Below are 13,761 nucleotides of genomic sequence, written 5' to 3'. Positions count from 1 at the left end.
GGCGGGCTTGGAAGCGGCCGGCGCTTTCCTGTATGCTATTGCTTCCTCCTCGCGCAGCCGCGCAAAATTCCCGCCGGAGAACCTCCATGCACAAACGCCGCCTCGGCCAGACCGATCTTTTCGTGTCGCAGATCTGCCTCGGCTCGATGACCTGGGGCCAGCAGAACACCGAGGCGGACGGTCACGCTCAGATGGATTTGGCGTTTGCGCGCGGCGTCAATTTCATCGACACCGCCGAACTCTATCCGATCCCGCCCAAGGCCGAGACGCAGGGCCGCACCGAGACAATCATCGGCAACTGGATGAAGGAGAAGCGCAATCGCGGCCAGGTGATCATCGCCTCGAAAGTGGTTGGCCGCACCGCCAACACCTGGTTTCGCGGCGACCGCCCGTCGAATCTGGTGCGCGCCGACATCTTCGACGCTATTGATAAGTCACTCGCCAGGCTCAACACCGATTACATCGATCTCTACCAGATCCATTGGCCGGAACGCGACGTACCGTGGGGCGCCAATCCGAACCGCATCGGCGCCGTGCCGCGACGCTCCGATGCCGCCGGCGTGCCGGAGGGCGAGACGCCGATCGCCGAGACGCTTGGTGTGTTCGACGAGCTGGTGAAGGCCGGCAAGATCCGCCACTTCGGCCTGTCGAACGAGAATTCCTGGGGCGTCATGCGTTTCATTGCCGAAGCCGACAAGGGCCTCGGCCCGCGCGTCGTCTCGTTGCAGAACGCCTATAATTTCGTCAACCGCACCTTCGAGGTGAACCTTGCCGAAGTCTGCGAGCGCGAGCAGGTGTCGCTGCTTGCCTATTCGCCGCTGGCGCAAGGCTATTTGACCGGCAAATACGATCATGGCGCGCGGCCGCAGGGTTCGCGCTCGCAATTGTTCAACCGCGGCCAGCGCTACGAGACGCCGAATGCCGCCGAAGTGCAGCTCGAATACAACCGGTTGGCGCGCACCTTCGGCATGGAGCCGGCGTTGTTTGCCAATGCCTATGTCTCGAACCGGCCCTTGGTCACTTCGAACATCATAGGCGCCACTACCATTTCGCAACTTGAAATGGCGTTGTCTTCCGCCAACGTGGTCTGGACCGAGGACATGCAGAAAGCCGTCGACGCGATCCACCAGCGCGTCGGCAATCCGTGCCCTTGATGCGTCGAGCCGTGATCGTCCGATAGTCATAAGGGGAGGGGAACAGCCATGGACTTTCGGATCGACGCGGTGCGCGCAAAATTTCCGGCTTTGTCGCTGAGCGACAATGGCCGCAGGCGCATCTATCTCGACAATCCTGCCGGCACGCAGGTGCCGCAGGCGGTGGCGGACGCGGTGTCACGCTGCCTGCTGACCACCAATGCCAATCTCGGCGGCTTCTTCGAGACCACCATCGCGGCACAAGACATCGTCGACGAGGCCCATCTGGCGATGGCGGATTTCCTTGGCGCGGCAAGTCCGCGGGAAATCATCATCGGCGCCAACATGACGACGCTGACCTACCACATGTCGCGAACGCTTGGCCGTACGATGAAACCCGGCGACGAGATCATCCTCACCCGCATGGACCATGAGGGCAACATCTCACCCTGGCTGCAACTGGCTGAAGACCTTGGCCTTGTCGTGCGCTGGCTACCTTTCGACCAGCAGAGCTGGCAGATCGAGGAGGCGGCGCTCGCCGCGCTGCTTTCCGAGAGGACGCGGCTCGTCGCGCTCAACTACGCCAGCAATCTCACCGGGTCGATCAACCGGGTGAAGGCGTTGACCCGCACTGCCAGGCAGGCCGGTGCGTTGGTCTACGTCGATGCCGTGCAGTTCGCCCCGCATGGCCTGATCGACGTCCAAAATCTCGGCTGTGATTTCCTGATCTGCTCGGCCTACAAGTTCTTCGGCCCACATATGGGAATTTTGTGGGGCAGGCTGGACGTCGTCGATGCGCTGAAGCCGTACAAATGCCGTTGCTCGTCCAATGCCTTGCCGGAGCGCTTCGAGCTCGGCACGCCGCAAATTGAATTGATGGCCGGCCTGTCGGCGGCGGTCGATTATCTTGCCGAGCTGGGCGCGGCGGCCGGCGATCAAGCATCGCGCCGCCAGAAAATAACCAAGGCCTTCGAATTGTCGATCACTTACGAGAACCCGCTGGCGCAACGGCTGATCGACGGTCTGTCGGATATTGCCGGCCTGACCATCCACGGCATCACCGATCCGAAGCGGATCAATGAGCGCGTGCCGACGGTGTCCTTCACCGTCCAAGGCATCGTGCCGGAGGCGATCGTGCGGCAGATGAATGCGGAAAACATCTTCCTATGGTCCGGCCACAACTACGCCTGGGAGATTGTGCACCAGCTCGGCATTCCGGCCGACCAGGGCGTCGTGCGCATAGGCATCGCTCATTACAACACTTCAGCCGAGATCGACGAGACGCTGGAGAGTGTGCACCGCGTTGTCGCCATGCTGAGGCAGGAACGATCCTGAGCGCGCCTCGCGGGCCGATCATCGCTTGTGGGCGCCGCCAAAACCGGTGAGGAAGGCGGTGAGATTGTCGCCGAGCTCGTCGCAGAGATAGCCGCCTTCCTGGACGATGACTGTCGATAGGCCGAGACCGGCGATGGCCTCGCCAATGCGCGAGAAACCGGGCGTGCTCACCGACAGCCCACCGAACGGATCGCCCTCGAAGGCGTCGAGGCCGAGCGCCACCACCAGCGCTTCTGGCGCAAAGGCGCGGATACGCTGGAAAGCCACGTCCAGTGCTTCGAGGAATGCGGCGTCGCCGGATTTGCGCGGCAGCGGCAGGTTGAGATTGTAGCCGAGGCCGGCGCCTTCGCCGCGCTCGTCGGCATGGCCCCAGAAAAACGGATAGAAGCGCACCGGGTCGGCATGTAGCGACACGGTGAGCACGTCCGGCCGGGCATAGAAGATGCCCTGCGTGCCATTGCCGTGATGCAGGTCGACGTCGAGGATCGCCACCCGCGCCGCTTGCTTGCGCAGAACCCGTGCGGCGACCGCCGAATTGTTGATGAAGCAGAAGCCGCCGGCGACCTCGGCAAAGGCGTGATGGCCGGGCGGACGGCAGAGCGCATAGGCTGAAGGCACGCCCGACATCACCGCCTCGGCTGCTTCAACCGCGCTCCAGGCGCTCCACAGTGCGCTCTGCCACGTCTCGCCGGAGATCGGGCAGGCGGTGTCGGCCATGTGGTAGCCGGCCTGGCCGACTGCCGAGGCAGGATAGGAGCCGTGCCGCGCGATCGGATGGATGTTGGGAATGACCTCGGCAGAGGCACCCTCGATGCGCTGCCAGCGCGCGAAGATATGCTGGAGGAAATCGAGATATTCGGGCGTATGCACCGCCGCAATCGGGCCGAGCCCGTGATCCCGCGGCCGTTCGATCGTGCAGCCGGCAGCCTTTGCGCCGGCTAGCAATCGCTCGACCCGTTCCGGCTTTTCCGGATTGGGCTGCGGCGCGCCGCTTGAGAGGAACGCCTTCGGGTCGTGGCGCTTCTGTTCTTCGGCATAGAAGGCTTTCATGTTGGCTCCTCCGGTGCATCGGCGAAGGCGAAAAAGGCGTCGCCGACGATCTTCTGCACCTGCTCGTAGCTCGACCAGGCAATGCCCAACCGTTCGTAAAAAGCCTTGGCGGTCTCGTTGTCGGTATCGACGGACAGCCTGAGATAGACGCCGCCTGCCTTCCGGCACTGCGCCGCCACCCGGCGCAGCAGGCGCTCGCCGATCCTGCGGCCGCGAAACCGGTCCTCGACGTAGAGGTCCTGCACATAGACGCCGGGTCGTCCCATCCATGTCGAGAAGATCGGAAAATGCAGACAAAGCCCGGCAAATTCGCCGCCGACTTCGGCGATCAAGGTCGAGAAGGCAGGCTTTTCGCCAAAGCCATAGGTGCGGAGATCCGCAGCTGTCGAGGTGATCTCCTGATGTGCGCCGACATGCGCGCCGAGCCGTAGGAGTGCGGCGTGGATGGTTTCGACGTCCTCCACCCGGCCGGGGCGGATAAGCACGTTTGTGGATGGCGTACTCACGGCAGGCAGGGCGCCCAGGCACCCCCCTCTGTCCTGCCGGACATCTCCCCCTCAAGGGGGGAGATTGGATGTCGCGCCGGGTTTCGCCATTCACCAACGTTGCAGGGTGGGCAGCGAGATCGAAGCTGCCGATCTCTCCCTTGAGGGGGAGATGGCCGGCAGGCCAGAGGGGGGTGTGCCGGAGCGCAACCATCAGAACGCCACACGGTCGCCGCCCTTGAGCGCCAGCATCTGCCGCGCCTCGGCCGGCGTCGCGACGTCCAGCGACAGCCCGTCGAGCACGCTGCGGATACGGCGGACCTGGTCGGCATTGGACTTGGCCAGTTGGCGCCCGTCGTAGAGGCTGTCCTCCAGCCCGACGCGGACATTGCCGCCCATCGCCGCCGCAATCGAGATCATCGGCATCTGATGGCGTCCGGCGGCCAGCACCGAAAACTGGTAGCTGTCGCCGAACAGTTTGTCGGCGATGCGCTTCATGTGGATCAGGTTTTCGGGATCGGCGCCGATGCCACCGAGGATGCCGAACACGAACTGGATGAACAGCGGTCCCGACACCAGCCCGCGGTCGCGGAAATGCGCCAGCGAGTAGAGATGGCCGACATCGTAGCACTCGAATTCAAAGCGCGTGCCGCATCCGCGCCCAAGCTTTTCGAGCACCGTCTCCATGTCGGCAAAGGTGTTCTTGAAGATCGTGTCGCGGGTCGCCTCGAGCAGCTTCGGCTCCCATTCGTGCTGCCACTCCCGCGGCCGCTCGAGCATGGGGAACAGCGCGAAATTCATCGAGCCCATGTTGAGCGAGCACATTTCCGGCTCCGCCCTGAGCGGGGCGGCCAACCGCTGGTCGAGCGTCATCAGCGAGGAGCCACCGGTGGTGATGTTGATCACTGCGTCGGTCGCCTGCTTGATGCGCGGCAGGAACTGCATGAACACCTCGGGGTCGGCGGTCGGCCTTCCATCCTTGGGGTCGCGGGCGTGAAGATGCAGGATCGAGGCACCGGCATCGGCGGCGGCGATCGCGTCGGCGGCGATCTGGTCCGGCGTCACCGGCAGATGCGGCGACATCGATGGTGTGTGCACCGACCCGGTGACGGCGCAGGTGATAATGATTTTTCGCGGCGCCATGGTTCGCCCCTCAGCCTTCGACCGGCAGGTCGAGTTCACCGGCCAGCACTTCGAGCGAGTCGCCGATGATGGCTACGATCTCGCCGATCTGCGCGGCGGTGACGATCATCGGCGGCGCGACCATGAAATTGTCGCCGTCGACGCCGCCCTTGACCTTGCGTCCGTAGATGATCAGGCCGCGCTCATAGGCGAGGTCGAGCAGCCGCTGGGTGGCCTTCTTTGCCGGCTCGATCGGCCTCAGCGTATCTGGGTCGGCGACCATTTCGGCACCGGTGAGCAGGCCCTTGCCGCGGACGTCGGCGATGAACGGAAACCGCTTCGCCAATCCCTTCAGCTCGTCCATCAAAAGCTTGCCCATATCGGCCGCATTGGCGATCAGGCCGAGACGGTCCATCTCGCCGAGCACGGCGAGCCCGGCGGCGCAGGCGAGCGGGTTGCCGGCATAGGTATGGCCATGCTGGAAGCCGCCCGATGCGAGCAATGGCTCCACCAGCCGCATCGGTGCCGCCAGCGCGCCGAGCGGCGCGTAGCCCGAGCCCAGCCCCTTCGACAGCGCAACGATGTCGGGCTTGCAGTTCCAGTGGTCGCCGCCGAGGAATTTTCCGGTGCGACCGGCGCCGCTCATCACTTCGTCATGGATGAGCAGGATGCCGTAGCGATCGCAGATCTCGCGGATGCGCGGATAGTAGCTGTCCGGCGCCACCAGTGCTGCCGTGGCAGCGCCGCCGACCGGCTCCATGATGAAGGCGAGCACGCTGTCCGGCCCCTCGGCGAGAATCTTCTCCTCCAGCATGTCGGCATAGCGGATGCCGCGCTGTTCCATCGAAAGATTGTCGCGGTCGCGCCAGGCGATGGGCGCCGGCACGGTCGGCATCACTTGCATCATCGGCGCAAATGTTTCGGCCAGCGCATCGTCGCCGGTGACGGCGAGCGCACCCAGCGTGCCGCCATGATAGGACGGAAAACGCGTGATCACCTTCCAGCGGCTGGGCTGGCCGGTGGCGACCGCCCATTGCCGCGCCAGCTTGACGCAGGATTCCGTTGCCTCCGAGCCGCCCGAGACGAAAAAGATGCGGTCCAGGCCCTCGGGGAGTTTGGCCGCCAGTTGCCGCGCGAGCTCCTCGGCCGGTTCGTTCTCGAAATGCAGGCGGTAGGCGAAGGTGGCGCGGTCCATCTGCCGTTTCATCGCGTCGAGCACGTTGCGATTGGAGTGGCCGATATTGGCGACCATCGGCCCGCTCGATCCGTCGATGAAGCGGCGGCCATCCTGCGTCCACATGTAGATGCCTTCGGCGCGGTCGATCAGCGGCCGACGCAGGCTGGACAGATAAAACAGATGCGAGGCTTCGCGGGCTTCCGGGACAGGGGGCTTCAGCATGTCATGGCTTTCCAAGATAGCGGTCGAGGACATTTCTGGTGACGCGCTCGACCATCGCGTCCTGCCTTAGCAGGCCGGCGACCCATTCGCAGCTTCCTGCGTGAAACACCTCGCCCTTGCCGCGCGGGAAATTGACGATCATGCCGTTGCCGCGTTTGACCTTGTCGAGATTGGCGTCGCTTGCCTCGCCGAACAGCGTTTCGGCGGTGAAGCGACCGTCCTCGTCGCCGAGGAACTGGTCCTCGAACGGAATGTCGGCGCTTTCCTCGACCTGGGCAGCCATGCCGACCGCGAGCACCTGCAGGCCGTCCGGTGCGCCGCTGTCGGGCGTGGGGTAGGGCAGGCCGCCGCGGATCTCGAAATCGAGCCCGTCGACCTCGTAGCCATAGACATGGCTGTCGGCGCCGAGCAGGTCGCCATAGTAGATGCCGGTGCCGGCAAACGCCCAATGCTCAGGCCGGTAGACCGGAAAGCCGCGTACGCCGCGCGGCGCGCAGCCGCCCCAGCCCGCATAGACGCCTCTTGTCGCGTTGAGGCCGAAGGTCGCCGCACCCGGCCGGCCGATTTCCGGCGCTTCCCAGGAATTGGTGGCGCGCCTTATATCGCCGCCGCGATAGGCCGGGTCCTCTGCGCGAGCGCGGTATTTGTAGCAGACCTGCCGGCGGCCTTCGTCCTCCAGCCTGGTCTGCCACATGAAATTGCCGGCGAAGCGCGCCGCATGGCCGCCGCGCTCGACATAGGTGTCGACCGCATCGCGCATCTCCCAGGTCCAGTATTCGTCGTGGCCGACGAAGACGACGCAGTCGTAGCCGTCGAGAATGTCGGGCGAAAAATGCAGATCGTGCTGGCTGGCAAGATCGACGGCGTAGCCGGCACGCTCGGCGAAGCGGAAGAAATGGCTGTCATAGCTTGCCCAGCCGGACGAGGCGTATTTCTTCGAATGGCCGGTGGCAAACGCCCATTCCATATGCGGATAGCGCGGCACGGTTTTCGGCGGCACGGCGACTTCGAGCGGCACGCGCGGCGCGTCCCTGGGCAGCACGACGAAGCCGCGGCACCAAGGCCGCTGCGTCGACACTATTCGTGCATACTGGTCGCGGCCTGGCCCGGTGATGCCTTCGTAATGGTTGGAACCGCCCCATGTGTTGTAGGCGAGCCAGGTGCCGGTGGCCGCGACCTGCAGCACGCGACCAAGGTTCTTGCCGGGCTGCGGCGCGACGATGAAAAGATGGTGGTAGCGGATCGGCTTGCCGTCGCGAGCGTCGGCTTCAAGCGTGACGCGATAGGCGCCGGACGGCCAGTCGTCGCCGATGCAAAATTCGAACGATGCTTCCCAGCCGCAGCCCTCGACCGAACACTGATCAGGCGTATCCTGCCAGCGCGCCGCGATCCCGGTCCTTTCGAATATCGTCGTTTCCGTACCGCCGTCGCGGACGATCGCGATGCCGAAACTGGCGGCCGTCGAGCTGACATGCAGCGCCACCATCTCGCCGGGGCGGTAGGAAAAACGGTCGCTGTAGCACCAGATTTCGCCGCGCCCGCCATCCATACCCGGCCATTCCCAGTAATGGCTGCGCACCGCCTGGCGTCGCTGCTCCGGCGTCAGTCCGAAATCGGGAAACTCGGTCGGCAGATGGTTCATGGACACCGCTAAGGTCGAAGGCCGCCATTTCGGCCATCCGCCGGCCAAGCGTCAATTGGAAACGATCGGGCCAGTCATCGCCGGGCTGCTCCCTTGGCCTTGCCGGACAAACAGACTATCTCACAAAACGCGGCCTTGTCCGCCACGGGAGCCGATATGCTGAGAGTGCAAAAGGTTAGGGTCAACGACATTTACGTGCCGACCGCGCGCAAGAAGACGCTGCATCCCGAGACCGTCCGCCATCTTGCCGAGGACATTCTGGAAAACGGCATGAAGACGCCGATCCAGGTGCGCCATGACGGCAAGCGCCATATCCTGGTCGAAGGCCTGCATCGGCTCGAAGCGGCCAAGTGGCTCGGCGAGACTGAGATCGACGCCTATCTGGTGCAAGCCAAGCGCCACTGAAGCCACTCGGTTCCGTCGTTCGAATCTCCGGTTCCGCGGATTTTTTCTCGTGGACCGTGTCGGCTTGCGTCTTGTCGGTTCGTCCTAGACACGAAAGCCAAACCCGACATGTGAGGAAACACCATGATCACCAAGCTCGACATCGCCCCCAACTCCGACCGCGAGCTGGTTCTCGCCCGCATCATCGATGCACCGCGCGAGAACGTCTATCGCTGCTGGACCGAGCCGAAGCTGTTGACGCAATGGTTTGCGCCGAAGCCGTGGACGACGCCGCGCGCTGAGATGGACGTTCGCGCCGGCGGCACCAGCCTGGTCGTCATGGCCGGTCCCGACGGCAACGAGTTTGCGAACCCCGGCGTCTTCCTCGAAGTCGTGCCGGGCAGGAAGCTCGTCTTCACCGATGCCTATACCAAGGCGTGGGAGCCTTCCGCCAAACCGTTCATGACCGGCATTGTGACACTCGAGGACGAGGGCACGGGCAAGACCCGCTACGTCGCCCGGGTTGCGCATTGGTCGGTCGCCGACCGCGAACAGCACGAGAAAATGGGTTTTCACGAGGGCTGGGGCCAGTGCGCCGAACAGCTCGAGGAAGTCGCAAAGCGACTTTGATGCAAACGGGAGAGGGAGACTGACATGTCCAGATCGATATTTTTCGCCATTTTCGCTTCGGCCGCCGCGCTGTTTGCGGCGCCGGGCACCATCAACGCTGAGGAGGCCAAGCCCGCCATGACGACCGCAACCGCAACATTGCCGAAGCCGGAAAAATCCGGCCTGCTGCCGATCAACGGTTTGAACTATTATTACGCCGTCTATGGTAAGGGCGAGCCGCTGCTTCTGCTGCATGGCGGGCTCGGCACGACGGATATGTTCGCGCCGATCCTGCCGAAGCTTACCGAAAACCGCACCGTCATCGGCGTCGACCTGCAGGGCCATGGCCGCACCGCACTCGGCGACCGGCCGCTCAGCCTGGAGGCGATGGGCGACGACATGGCGGCGATCGTCAAGGCGCTCGGCTACGACAAGGTCGACGTCATGGGTTATTCGCTGGGTGGCGGCGTCGCCTTCCGCATGGCCGTGCAGCATCCCGAGGCGGTGCGCCGGCTGGTGCTGGTCTCGACCCCCTACGCCGCGGACGGCTTCTATGCCGAGATGCGTGGCCAGCAGGCACAGGTCGGCGCGGCGATGGCTGACATGATGAAGGACACGCCGATGTACAAATCCTACGTCGCCGTTGCGCCGCATCCGGAGGATTTTCCGAAACTCCTCGATCAACTTGGCGCCTATATGCGCAAGGACTACGATTATTCCGCCGACGTGCCGAAGCTGAAAATGCCGGTGATGCTGGTGTTCGGCGACAGCGACATGTACCGGCCCGAGCACGAGATCAAATTCTACCAGATGCTCGGCGGCGGATTGAAGGACGCCGGCTGGATGCGCGAGAACCTGTCGCAGAACCGCCTGGCGATCGTGCCGAACCGCACCCACTACGATGTGTTCTTCGCGCCGGAGCTCACAGCTGCCGCGCTGCCGTTCCTCAATGGCGAGACCAAGGTCAAGACCTGGGACGAAGTCGTCAACGAAACGAACTGACACGCAGTCAATTGTCTGCCGGCCGTCTCCCGCGAGACGGCCGGCATTTCGTCAATGAGGCCTTGGCGCGGCGCATCGGCCAGTCGTGTATCGGTCGCATCACAGCTATAGATGGCGCCATCAAAGCTTTTCAATTGACGCTACCGCGCCTATCGATAGGTATGCCGCCTATCCTCACAGGCAGGGACACGGGCGATGGCTGGGTATCAGGGCGGGTGTTTGTGCGGCGCGGTGCGCTACCGCGCCGAGGCAGCACCGATCAATGAGCGCGTCTGCCATTGCCGGTTGTGCCAGAAGGCGCTGGGTGCCGCCTTCAACGCGCGCATGCTGTTCCGTATCGACGATGTGACGGTCGACGGACCGCTGGCGATGGTGAATTCCTCGCCCGATCTCAAGCGCGGCTTTTGCCCGCGCTGCGGCACGACGATGTTTTCCCGGCGCGATTCCGCCGGCATCATCGGCGTCACCACCGGCTCGCTCGATGACCCCTCAGTGTTCAGGCCCGAGATGCATATCTGGACCGCCTCGAAGCAGCCCTGGGTGCAGATCGACGACGGCCTGCCGCAATATGAAGGCGCGCCACCTCCGGTTTGAGGTGAAATCTGGACAAAATTTAATCCAAAGCAACACGAGATAGCCGGCAAAGCGTCATTGGCGGGCCATCATTGCTGCCTATCTATTGCGTGCGGGCGGCAGTCGAGGAGGCGACGGAATGAACGACAGCATCAACACCCTGGACGAACTCTTGAGCGATCCGATGATCAAGCTGGTGATGGAGCGCGACCGCGTGCAACCGGCGCAACTTCGCACGCTGCTCGAAGAAAAGGTCCGCCGGGCGGACGATGATGTGGCGGTCAACGATCGTTTTGTACCGCCGGCCCACCTGATGGCCACGACCTGCCACAAGCTGTGGCTGTGCGGCTAGGGTCCTGAAGCGGTTAGCCGGAATTTGCCGGCAAATAGCTGTAATGGCTGCGGAAATAAGCGAGTTTGAAGCCGAGACGTGCATAGTTGCGATAGGCCGGCCCGTCGCGTTCGGCTTGCGGCGCCTCGATATCGGCCACGAACAGTTTTGCACCGGCCGCAAGTCCGTCGCGCACCATCGCTTCGCCGAGCATTGCATCGAGATCGAAGCTCGGCGCCATGATGCCGGGCACCGGCGCGTCGATGCCGCTCCAGGCCATGCCGTCGGCGCCGATGAACATCGAGCGCACCGCCGCCACCGCGCCGTCCCGCCGCAGCATGTAATGGCGCCAGCCGCGCCGGCCGGCCAGCGCCAGTAACCACGGTGAGGTCGGCAACCGGTATTGGCTGTCGATGAACCCAGCCCATTCCCTTGCCGTTGCCGGCGTCACCCGCTCGACCGAGACATCCTCCGTCGGGAAAAGCGGCTCCGCTGGCAACGGCGTGGCGTCGCGAAAGATGCGTTCCCAGCCTCCCTGACGCTGCAGGCCGCGCGCCTCGAGCCAGCAGCTGAGCGTCGCGGGCTCGGTGTGTGGGTTGGTGTAGAACCAGGGCCGCAGAATGCCGGCGTCGCGATAGTGCCTCAGAAGCGTATCGAGCCGGCTCTCGGTGGCCGCGCTATCGACACCAAGGTTCTTGACGCAGTTGAAATGGATGAACGGGATCGTCGTGCAGGTGGTCCAGACGAGATCGCCATCTTCGGCGATGGCTAGGCCTTGCCTTGCGGCAAAGTCTGCCGGGGCGGCGCGATAGAGATCGAGCCAGGCATCGACCTCAGCGCGTTCGATGACGCGGCTGAGATCGCCGGATATCTCGTCGATCCCGATGGCGGGCGAGCGTGGCTCCGGCGTGACTAAGGGCTGCAATTCTGACAAGGCGGCGGGCTGCATGACTCCCTCCCAAGTATGGCCTTACATCGTAAGATTAGCGAAGACTAATCTCACGCAGTGAGTTGTCAAGCGGGATTGCGAAGCCAGCGACGTGGCCGAACGGTGGAAGGGCAGCGTCCCTTTGCCCGCCGACGTCTCGACGAGAGCCCTAACAATTCGATTCAAACTTTGTTGGTAGTTTCTTGTTAGGAATCCAGCTTGGTTTGTCCGGCGGCGTTGTCCTGCCTTCGGTCTGTTGTGTTTTGCGTACAGGTCCAGATGCGGATATCAGGCGTCGTCATCTTTTCGATCGCAGCGCTGTGCCTTGCCGGTTGCACGTCGACCTCCGGCGTCGATGCGCTGCAAGTGCCGTCCAGCGAGACCACCAGCTCGGTTGTGCGGCCGCCGGCGCCGATCGCCTCGGCAGCGATAGCTGACGCCGCGCCCGCCTTCGCGCAACAGGAGCAGGACGAACAGCCGGTCGCTGCATTGGAGCCCGACCAAAGTATCGAACCGCCGGCCGAGGTGATCGCGCTGATGTCGCCGCCGAAGCGGCTGACACGCGCAGCACCGGCAATGCTTGCAGAGCCGGTCACGCGCTATGGTTTTCGCGACGCCAAGCCGATCAATTTCGGCAAGTCCTCCTCGCCAAGGCGCCTTGCCGTCCATGGCGTCGACGTTTCGCGCTGGCAGGGCAATGTGAACTGGCAAAAGCTGCGCGCCCAGGGCGCCAATTTCGCCTACATCAAGGCGACCGACGGCGGCGATCATATCGACCCGATGTTTACCAGGAACTGGCGCAATGCCGACGCCGCCGGCCTGAAGCGCGGCGCCTATCATTTCTTCTACTGGTGCCGCACCGCCGGCGAGCAGGCGGACTGGTTCATCCGCAACGTGCCGAGGGTCGAGGGTGCGCTGCCGCCGGTGATCGACGTCGAGTGGAACGGCGAATCCAGCTGCAAGCGCCGCCCGTCCCGGCAAAAGGTGCTGGAGAAGATGCAGGTGTTCATGGACAAGCTCGAGCGCCACTACGGCCAGCGGCCGATCATCTACACCGCGCCCGACTTCTACCGCGACAATCTGCGCGGCGCCTTCCCCGATTATCCATTCTGGCTGCGCGCCGTGGCGGCGCACCCGTCAAAAGTCTATCCCGGCCGCAAATGGCTGTTCTGGCAGTATTCCGGCTCCGGCCTGTCGCACGGCGTGAGAGGCCGCATCGACCTCAACGTCTTCCACGGCGACGAGAGGGCGTGGCGCGACTGGACTGGCGGACGGCAGATGGTGGCCGACGCGGAGTAGCGGCAGCTCTTTCCTTCTCCCCTTACAAGGGGAGAAGGGAATACGCAGCTTCTACGCCTCTACATATTCCGCCAGGCTGACACCTTTGGGCACATCCAGTCCATCGGCACGCAGGCCTTCGATATGAAAGCGTATTGCGTCGCGGATTTCGGCTTCCACTTCAGGCACAGTTGCAGCGGTGGCGATGCAGCCGGGCAGATCCGGCACATAGGCGGAAAAATTGTTTCCGGCTTTTTCAATCACCACCGCGTATCGCATGTCATCGCTCCTTCAGACCGGACTGTTTGAGGATGCTGTTCAGTGTACCTGGCGCAACCTCTTCAGACGGCTTGCCGGCCACGGTGACGCGACCGGCTTTGATTTCATGCTTATATTGGCGATGACTGCCCTTAGTTGCAATCAGATACCAGCCATCGGTCTCCAGCAAGCGAATGACTTCGCGGACCGTGAGCCGAGGCGGCATCTTTCC

At 63.7% G+C, this 13,761-nt stretch carries 16 protein-coding genes; 8 read left to right on the top strand and 8 right to left on the bottom strand.

Annotated elements, in window-relative coordinates:
* The first annotated feature begins 86 nt into the window (after nt 1-86).
* Together NKH01_RS23420 and NKH01_RS23415 are read left to right on the top strand one after the other, a co-directional pair.
* Nucleotides 87-1,154, top strand: a complete 1,068-nt coding sequence (locus NKH01_RS23420) for an aldo/keto reductase (protein WP_353022661.1) — start codon at nt 87-89, stop codon at nt 1,152-1,154.
* A gap of 48 nt (nt 1,155-1,202) precedes the next feature.
* The gene (locus tag NKH01_RS23415; RefSeq protein WP_353022660.1) at nt 1,203-2,468 is read left to right on the top strand and encodes a cysteine desulfurase-like protein; all 1,266 of its coding nucleotides are present in this window, start codon (nt 1,203-1,205) and stop codon (nt 2,466-2,468) included.
* Between the two features lie 18 nt (nt 2,469-2,486).
* Here the strand turns inward: NKH01_RS23415 and NKH01_RS23410 are convergent, their stop codons facing one another.
* The 5 genes from NKH01_RS23410 to NKH01_RS23390 all read right to left on the bottom strand — a co-directional run bounded on the left by NKH01_RS23410 (nt 2,487) and on the right by NKH01_RS23390 (nt 8,166).
* Nucleotides 2,487-3,518 carry a histone deacetylase family protein gene (locus NKH01_RS23410; protein ID WP_023717413.1) on the bottom strand — a complete coding sequence of 344 codons (1,032 nt, stop codon included), beginning with the start codon at nt 3,516-3,518 and terminating at the stop codon, nt 2,487-2,489.
* Nucleotides 3,515-4,024 carry a GNAT family N-acetyltransferase gene (locus NKH01_RS23405; protein WP_352495812.1) on the bottom strand — a complete coding sequence of 170 codons (510 nt, stop codon included), beginning with the start codon at nt 4,022-4,024 and terminating at the stop codon, nt 3,515-3,517. Before NKH01_RS23405 ends, NKH01_RS23410 begins: the two co-directional genes overlap by 4 nt.
* 192 nt (nt 4,025-4,216) lie before the next feature.
* The gene (gene kce / locus NKH01_RS23400) at nt 4,217-5,146 is read right to left on the bottom strand and encodes a 3,5-dioxohexanoate:acetyl-CoA acetone transferase (RefSeq protein ID WP_353022658.1); all 930 of its coding nucleotides are present in this window, start codon (nt 5,144-5,146) and stop codon (nt 4,217-4,219) included.
* Nucleotides 5,147-5,156: 10 nt separating this feature from the next.
* A complete protein-coding gene (locus NKH01_RS23395) occupies nt 5,157-6,524 on the bottom strand; it encodes an aminotransferase family protein (RefSeq protein WP_353022656.1) in 1,368 nt (455 codons plus the stop codon).
* A gap of 1 nt (nt 6,525) precedes the next feature.
* A complete protein-coding gene (locus tag NKH01_RS23390) occupies nt 6,526-8,166 on the bottom strand; it encodes a N,N-dimethylformamidase beta subunit family domain-containing protein (RefSeq protein WP_353022654.1) in 1,641 nt (546 codons plus the stop codon).
* A 156-nt stretch (nt 8,167-8,322) separates the two neighbouring features.
* Here NKH01_RS23390 and NKH01_RS23385 point away from each other — a divergent pair, with 156 nt between their 5' ends.
* The 5 genes from NKH01_RS23385 to NKH01_RS23365 all read left to right on the top strand — a co-directional run bounded on the left by NKH01_RS23385 (nt 8,323) and on the right by NKH01_RS23365 (nt 11,086).
* Nucleotides 8,323-8,571: a ParB N-terminal domain-containing protein gene (locus NKH01_RS23385; RefSeq protein ID WP_352481155.1), complete on the top strand. Its 249-nt coding sequence runs from the start codon at nt 8,323-8,325 to the stop codon at nt 8,569-8,571.
* 123 nt (nt 8,572-8,694) lie between these two features.
* Nucleotides 8,695-9,180 carry an SRPBCC family protein gene (locus NKH01_RS23380; RefSeq protein WP_353022652.1) on the top strand — a complete coding sequence of 162 codons (486 nt, stop codon included), beginning with the start codon at nt 8,695-8,697 and terminating at the stop codon, nt 9,178-9,180.
* A 24-nt stretch (nt 9,181-9,204) separates the two neighbouring features.
* Complete coding sequence (locus NKH01_RS23375) at nt 9,205-10,161, top strand: alpha/beta fold hydrolase (RefSeq protein WP_023717420.1); 957 nt, start codon at nt 9,205-9,207, stop codon at nt 10,159-10,161.
* A 195-nt stretch (nt 10,162-10,356) separates the two neighbouring features.
* Nucleotides 10,357-10,755 carry a GFA family protein gene (locus tag NKH01_RS23370; RefSeq protein WP_023717421.1) on the top strand — a complete coding sequence of 133 codons (399 nt, stop codon included), beginning with the start codon at nt 10,357-10,359 and terminating at the stop codon, nt 10,753-10,755.
* 118 nt (nt 10,756-10,873) lie between these two features.
* Nucleotides 10,874-11,086, top strand: coding sequence for a hypothetical protein (locus tag NKH01_RS23365; RefSeq protein WP_352495816.1), 213 nt, complete (start codon nt 10,874-10,876; stop codon nt 11,084-11,086).
* Nucleotides 11,087-11,099: 13 nt separating this feature from the next.
* Here the strand turns inward: NKH01_RS23365 and NKH01_RS23360 are convergent, their stop codons facing one another.
* Nucleotides 11,100-12,014: a hypothetical protein gene (locus tag NKH01_RS23360; RefSeq protein WP_353022649.1), complete on the bottom strand. Its 915-nt coding sequence runs from the start codon at nt 12,012-12,014 to the stop codon at nt 11,100-11,102.
* 258 nt (nt 12,015-12,272) lie between these two features.
* On the opposite strand from NKH01_RS23360, the gene NKH01_RS23355 reads away from it, so the two are divergent.
* On the top strand, nt 12,273-13,292 hold the full coding sequence (locus tag NKH01_RS23355) for a glycoside hydrolase family 25 protein (protein ID WP_353022647.1): 1,020 nt from the start codon (nt 12,273-12,275) through the stop codon (nt 13,290-13,292).
* Between the two features lie 51 nt (nt 13,293-13,343).
* Here NKH01_RS23355 and NKH01_RS23350 read toward each other — a convergent pair whose 3' ends face one another.
* Both NKH01_RS23350 and NKH01_RS23345 read right to left on the bottom strand, forming a co-directional pair.
* The gene (locus NKH01_RS23350) at nt 13,344-13,550 is read right to left on the bottom strand and encodes a type II toxin-antitoxin system HicB family antitoxin (protein WP_023717426.1); all 207 of its coding nucleotides are present in this window, start codon (nt 13,548-13,550) and stop codon (nt 13,344-13,346) included.
* Between the two features lies 1 nt (nt 13,551).
* Nucleotides 13,552-13,755 carry a type II toxin-antitoxin system HicA family toxin gene (locus tag NKH01_RS23345; protein WP_031193524.1) on the bottom strand — a complete coding sequence of 68 codons (204 nt, stop codon included), beginning with the start codon at nt 13,753-13,755 and terminating at the stop codon, nt 13,552-13,554.
* Nucleotides 13,756-13,761: the final 6 nt, after the last annotated feature.

The organism is Mesorhizobium sp. M1403, from assembly GCF_040317695.1.
Classification (GTDB): Bacteria; Pseudomonadota; Alphaproteobacteria; order Rhizobiales; family Rhizobiaceae; genus Mesorhizobium.
The sequence above is the reverse complement of the archived record's forward strand: the minus strand, read 5'-3'. Positions and strand labels throughout refer to the sequence as shown.

Excerpts from the sequence above, each read along its gene's own strand:
- NKH01_RS23420 (WP_353022661.1), top strand. The coding sequence starts at position 87 with ATGCACAAACGCCGCCTCGGCCAGACCGATCTTTTCGTGTCGCAGATC.
- NKH01_RS23415 (WP_353022660.1), top strand. The coding sequence starts at position 1,203 with ATGGACTTTCGGATCGACGCGGTGCGCGCAAAATTTCCGGCTTTGTCG.
- NKH01_RS23410 (WP_023717413.1), bottom strand. The coding sequence starts at position 3,518 with ATGAAAGCCTTCTATGCCGAAGAACAGAAGCGCCACGACCCGAAGGCG.
- kce (WP_353022658.1), bottom strand. The coding sequence starts at position 5,146 with ATGGCGCCGCGAAAAATCATTATCACCTGCGCCGTCACCGGGTCGGTG.
- NKH01_RS23395 (WP_353022656.1), bottom strand. The coding sequence starts at position 6,524 with ATGCTGAAGCCCCCTGTCCCGGAAGCCCGCGAAGCCTCGCATCTGTTT.
- NKH01_RS23390 (WP_353022654.1), bottom strand. The coding sequence starts at position 8,166 with ATGAACCATCTGCCGACCGAGTTTCCCGATTTCGGACTGACGCCGGAG.
- NKH01_RS23385 (WP_352481155.1), top strand. The coding sequence starts at position 8,323 with ATGCTGAGAGTGCAAAAGGTTAGGGTCAACGACATTTACGTGCCGACC.
- NKH01_RS23380 (WP_353022652.1), top strand. The coding sequence starts at position 8,695 with ATGATCACCAAGCTCGACATCGCCCCCAACTCCGACCGCGAGCTGGTT.
- NKH01_RS23375 (WP_023717420.1), top strand. The coding sequence starts at position 9,205 with ATGTCCAGATCGATATTTTTCGCCATTTTCGCTTCGGCCGCCGCGCTG.
- NKH01_RS23370 (WP_023717421.1), top strand. The coding sequence starts at position 10,357 with ATGGCTGGGTATCAGGGCGGGTGTTTGTGCGGCGCGGTGCGCTACCGC.
- NKH01_RS23365 (WP_352495816.1), top strand. The coding sequence starts at position 10,874 with ATGAACGACAGCATCAACACCCTGGACGAACTCTTGAGCGATCCGATG.
- NKH01_RS23360 (WP_353022649.1), bottom strand. The coding sequence starts at position 12,014 with ATGCAGCCCGCCGCCTTGTCAGAATTGCAGCCCTTAGTCACGCCGGAG.
- NKH01_RS23355 (WP_353022647.1), top strand. The coding sequence starts at position 12,273 with ATGCGGATATCAGGCGTCGTCATCTTTTCGATCGCAGCGCTGTGCCTT.
- NKH01_RS23350 (WP_023717426.1), bottom strand. The coding sequence starts at position 13,550 with ATGCGATACGCGGTGGTGATTGAAAAAGCCGGAAACAATTTTTCCGCC.
- NKH01_RS23345 (WP_031193524.1), bottom strand. The coding sequence starts at position 13,755 with ATGCCGCCTCGGCTCACGGTCCGCGAAGTCATTCGCTTGCTGGAGACC.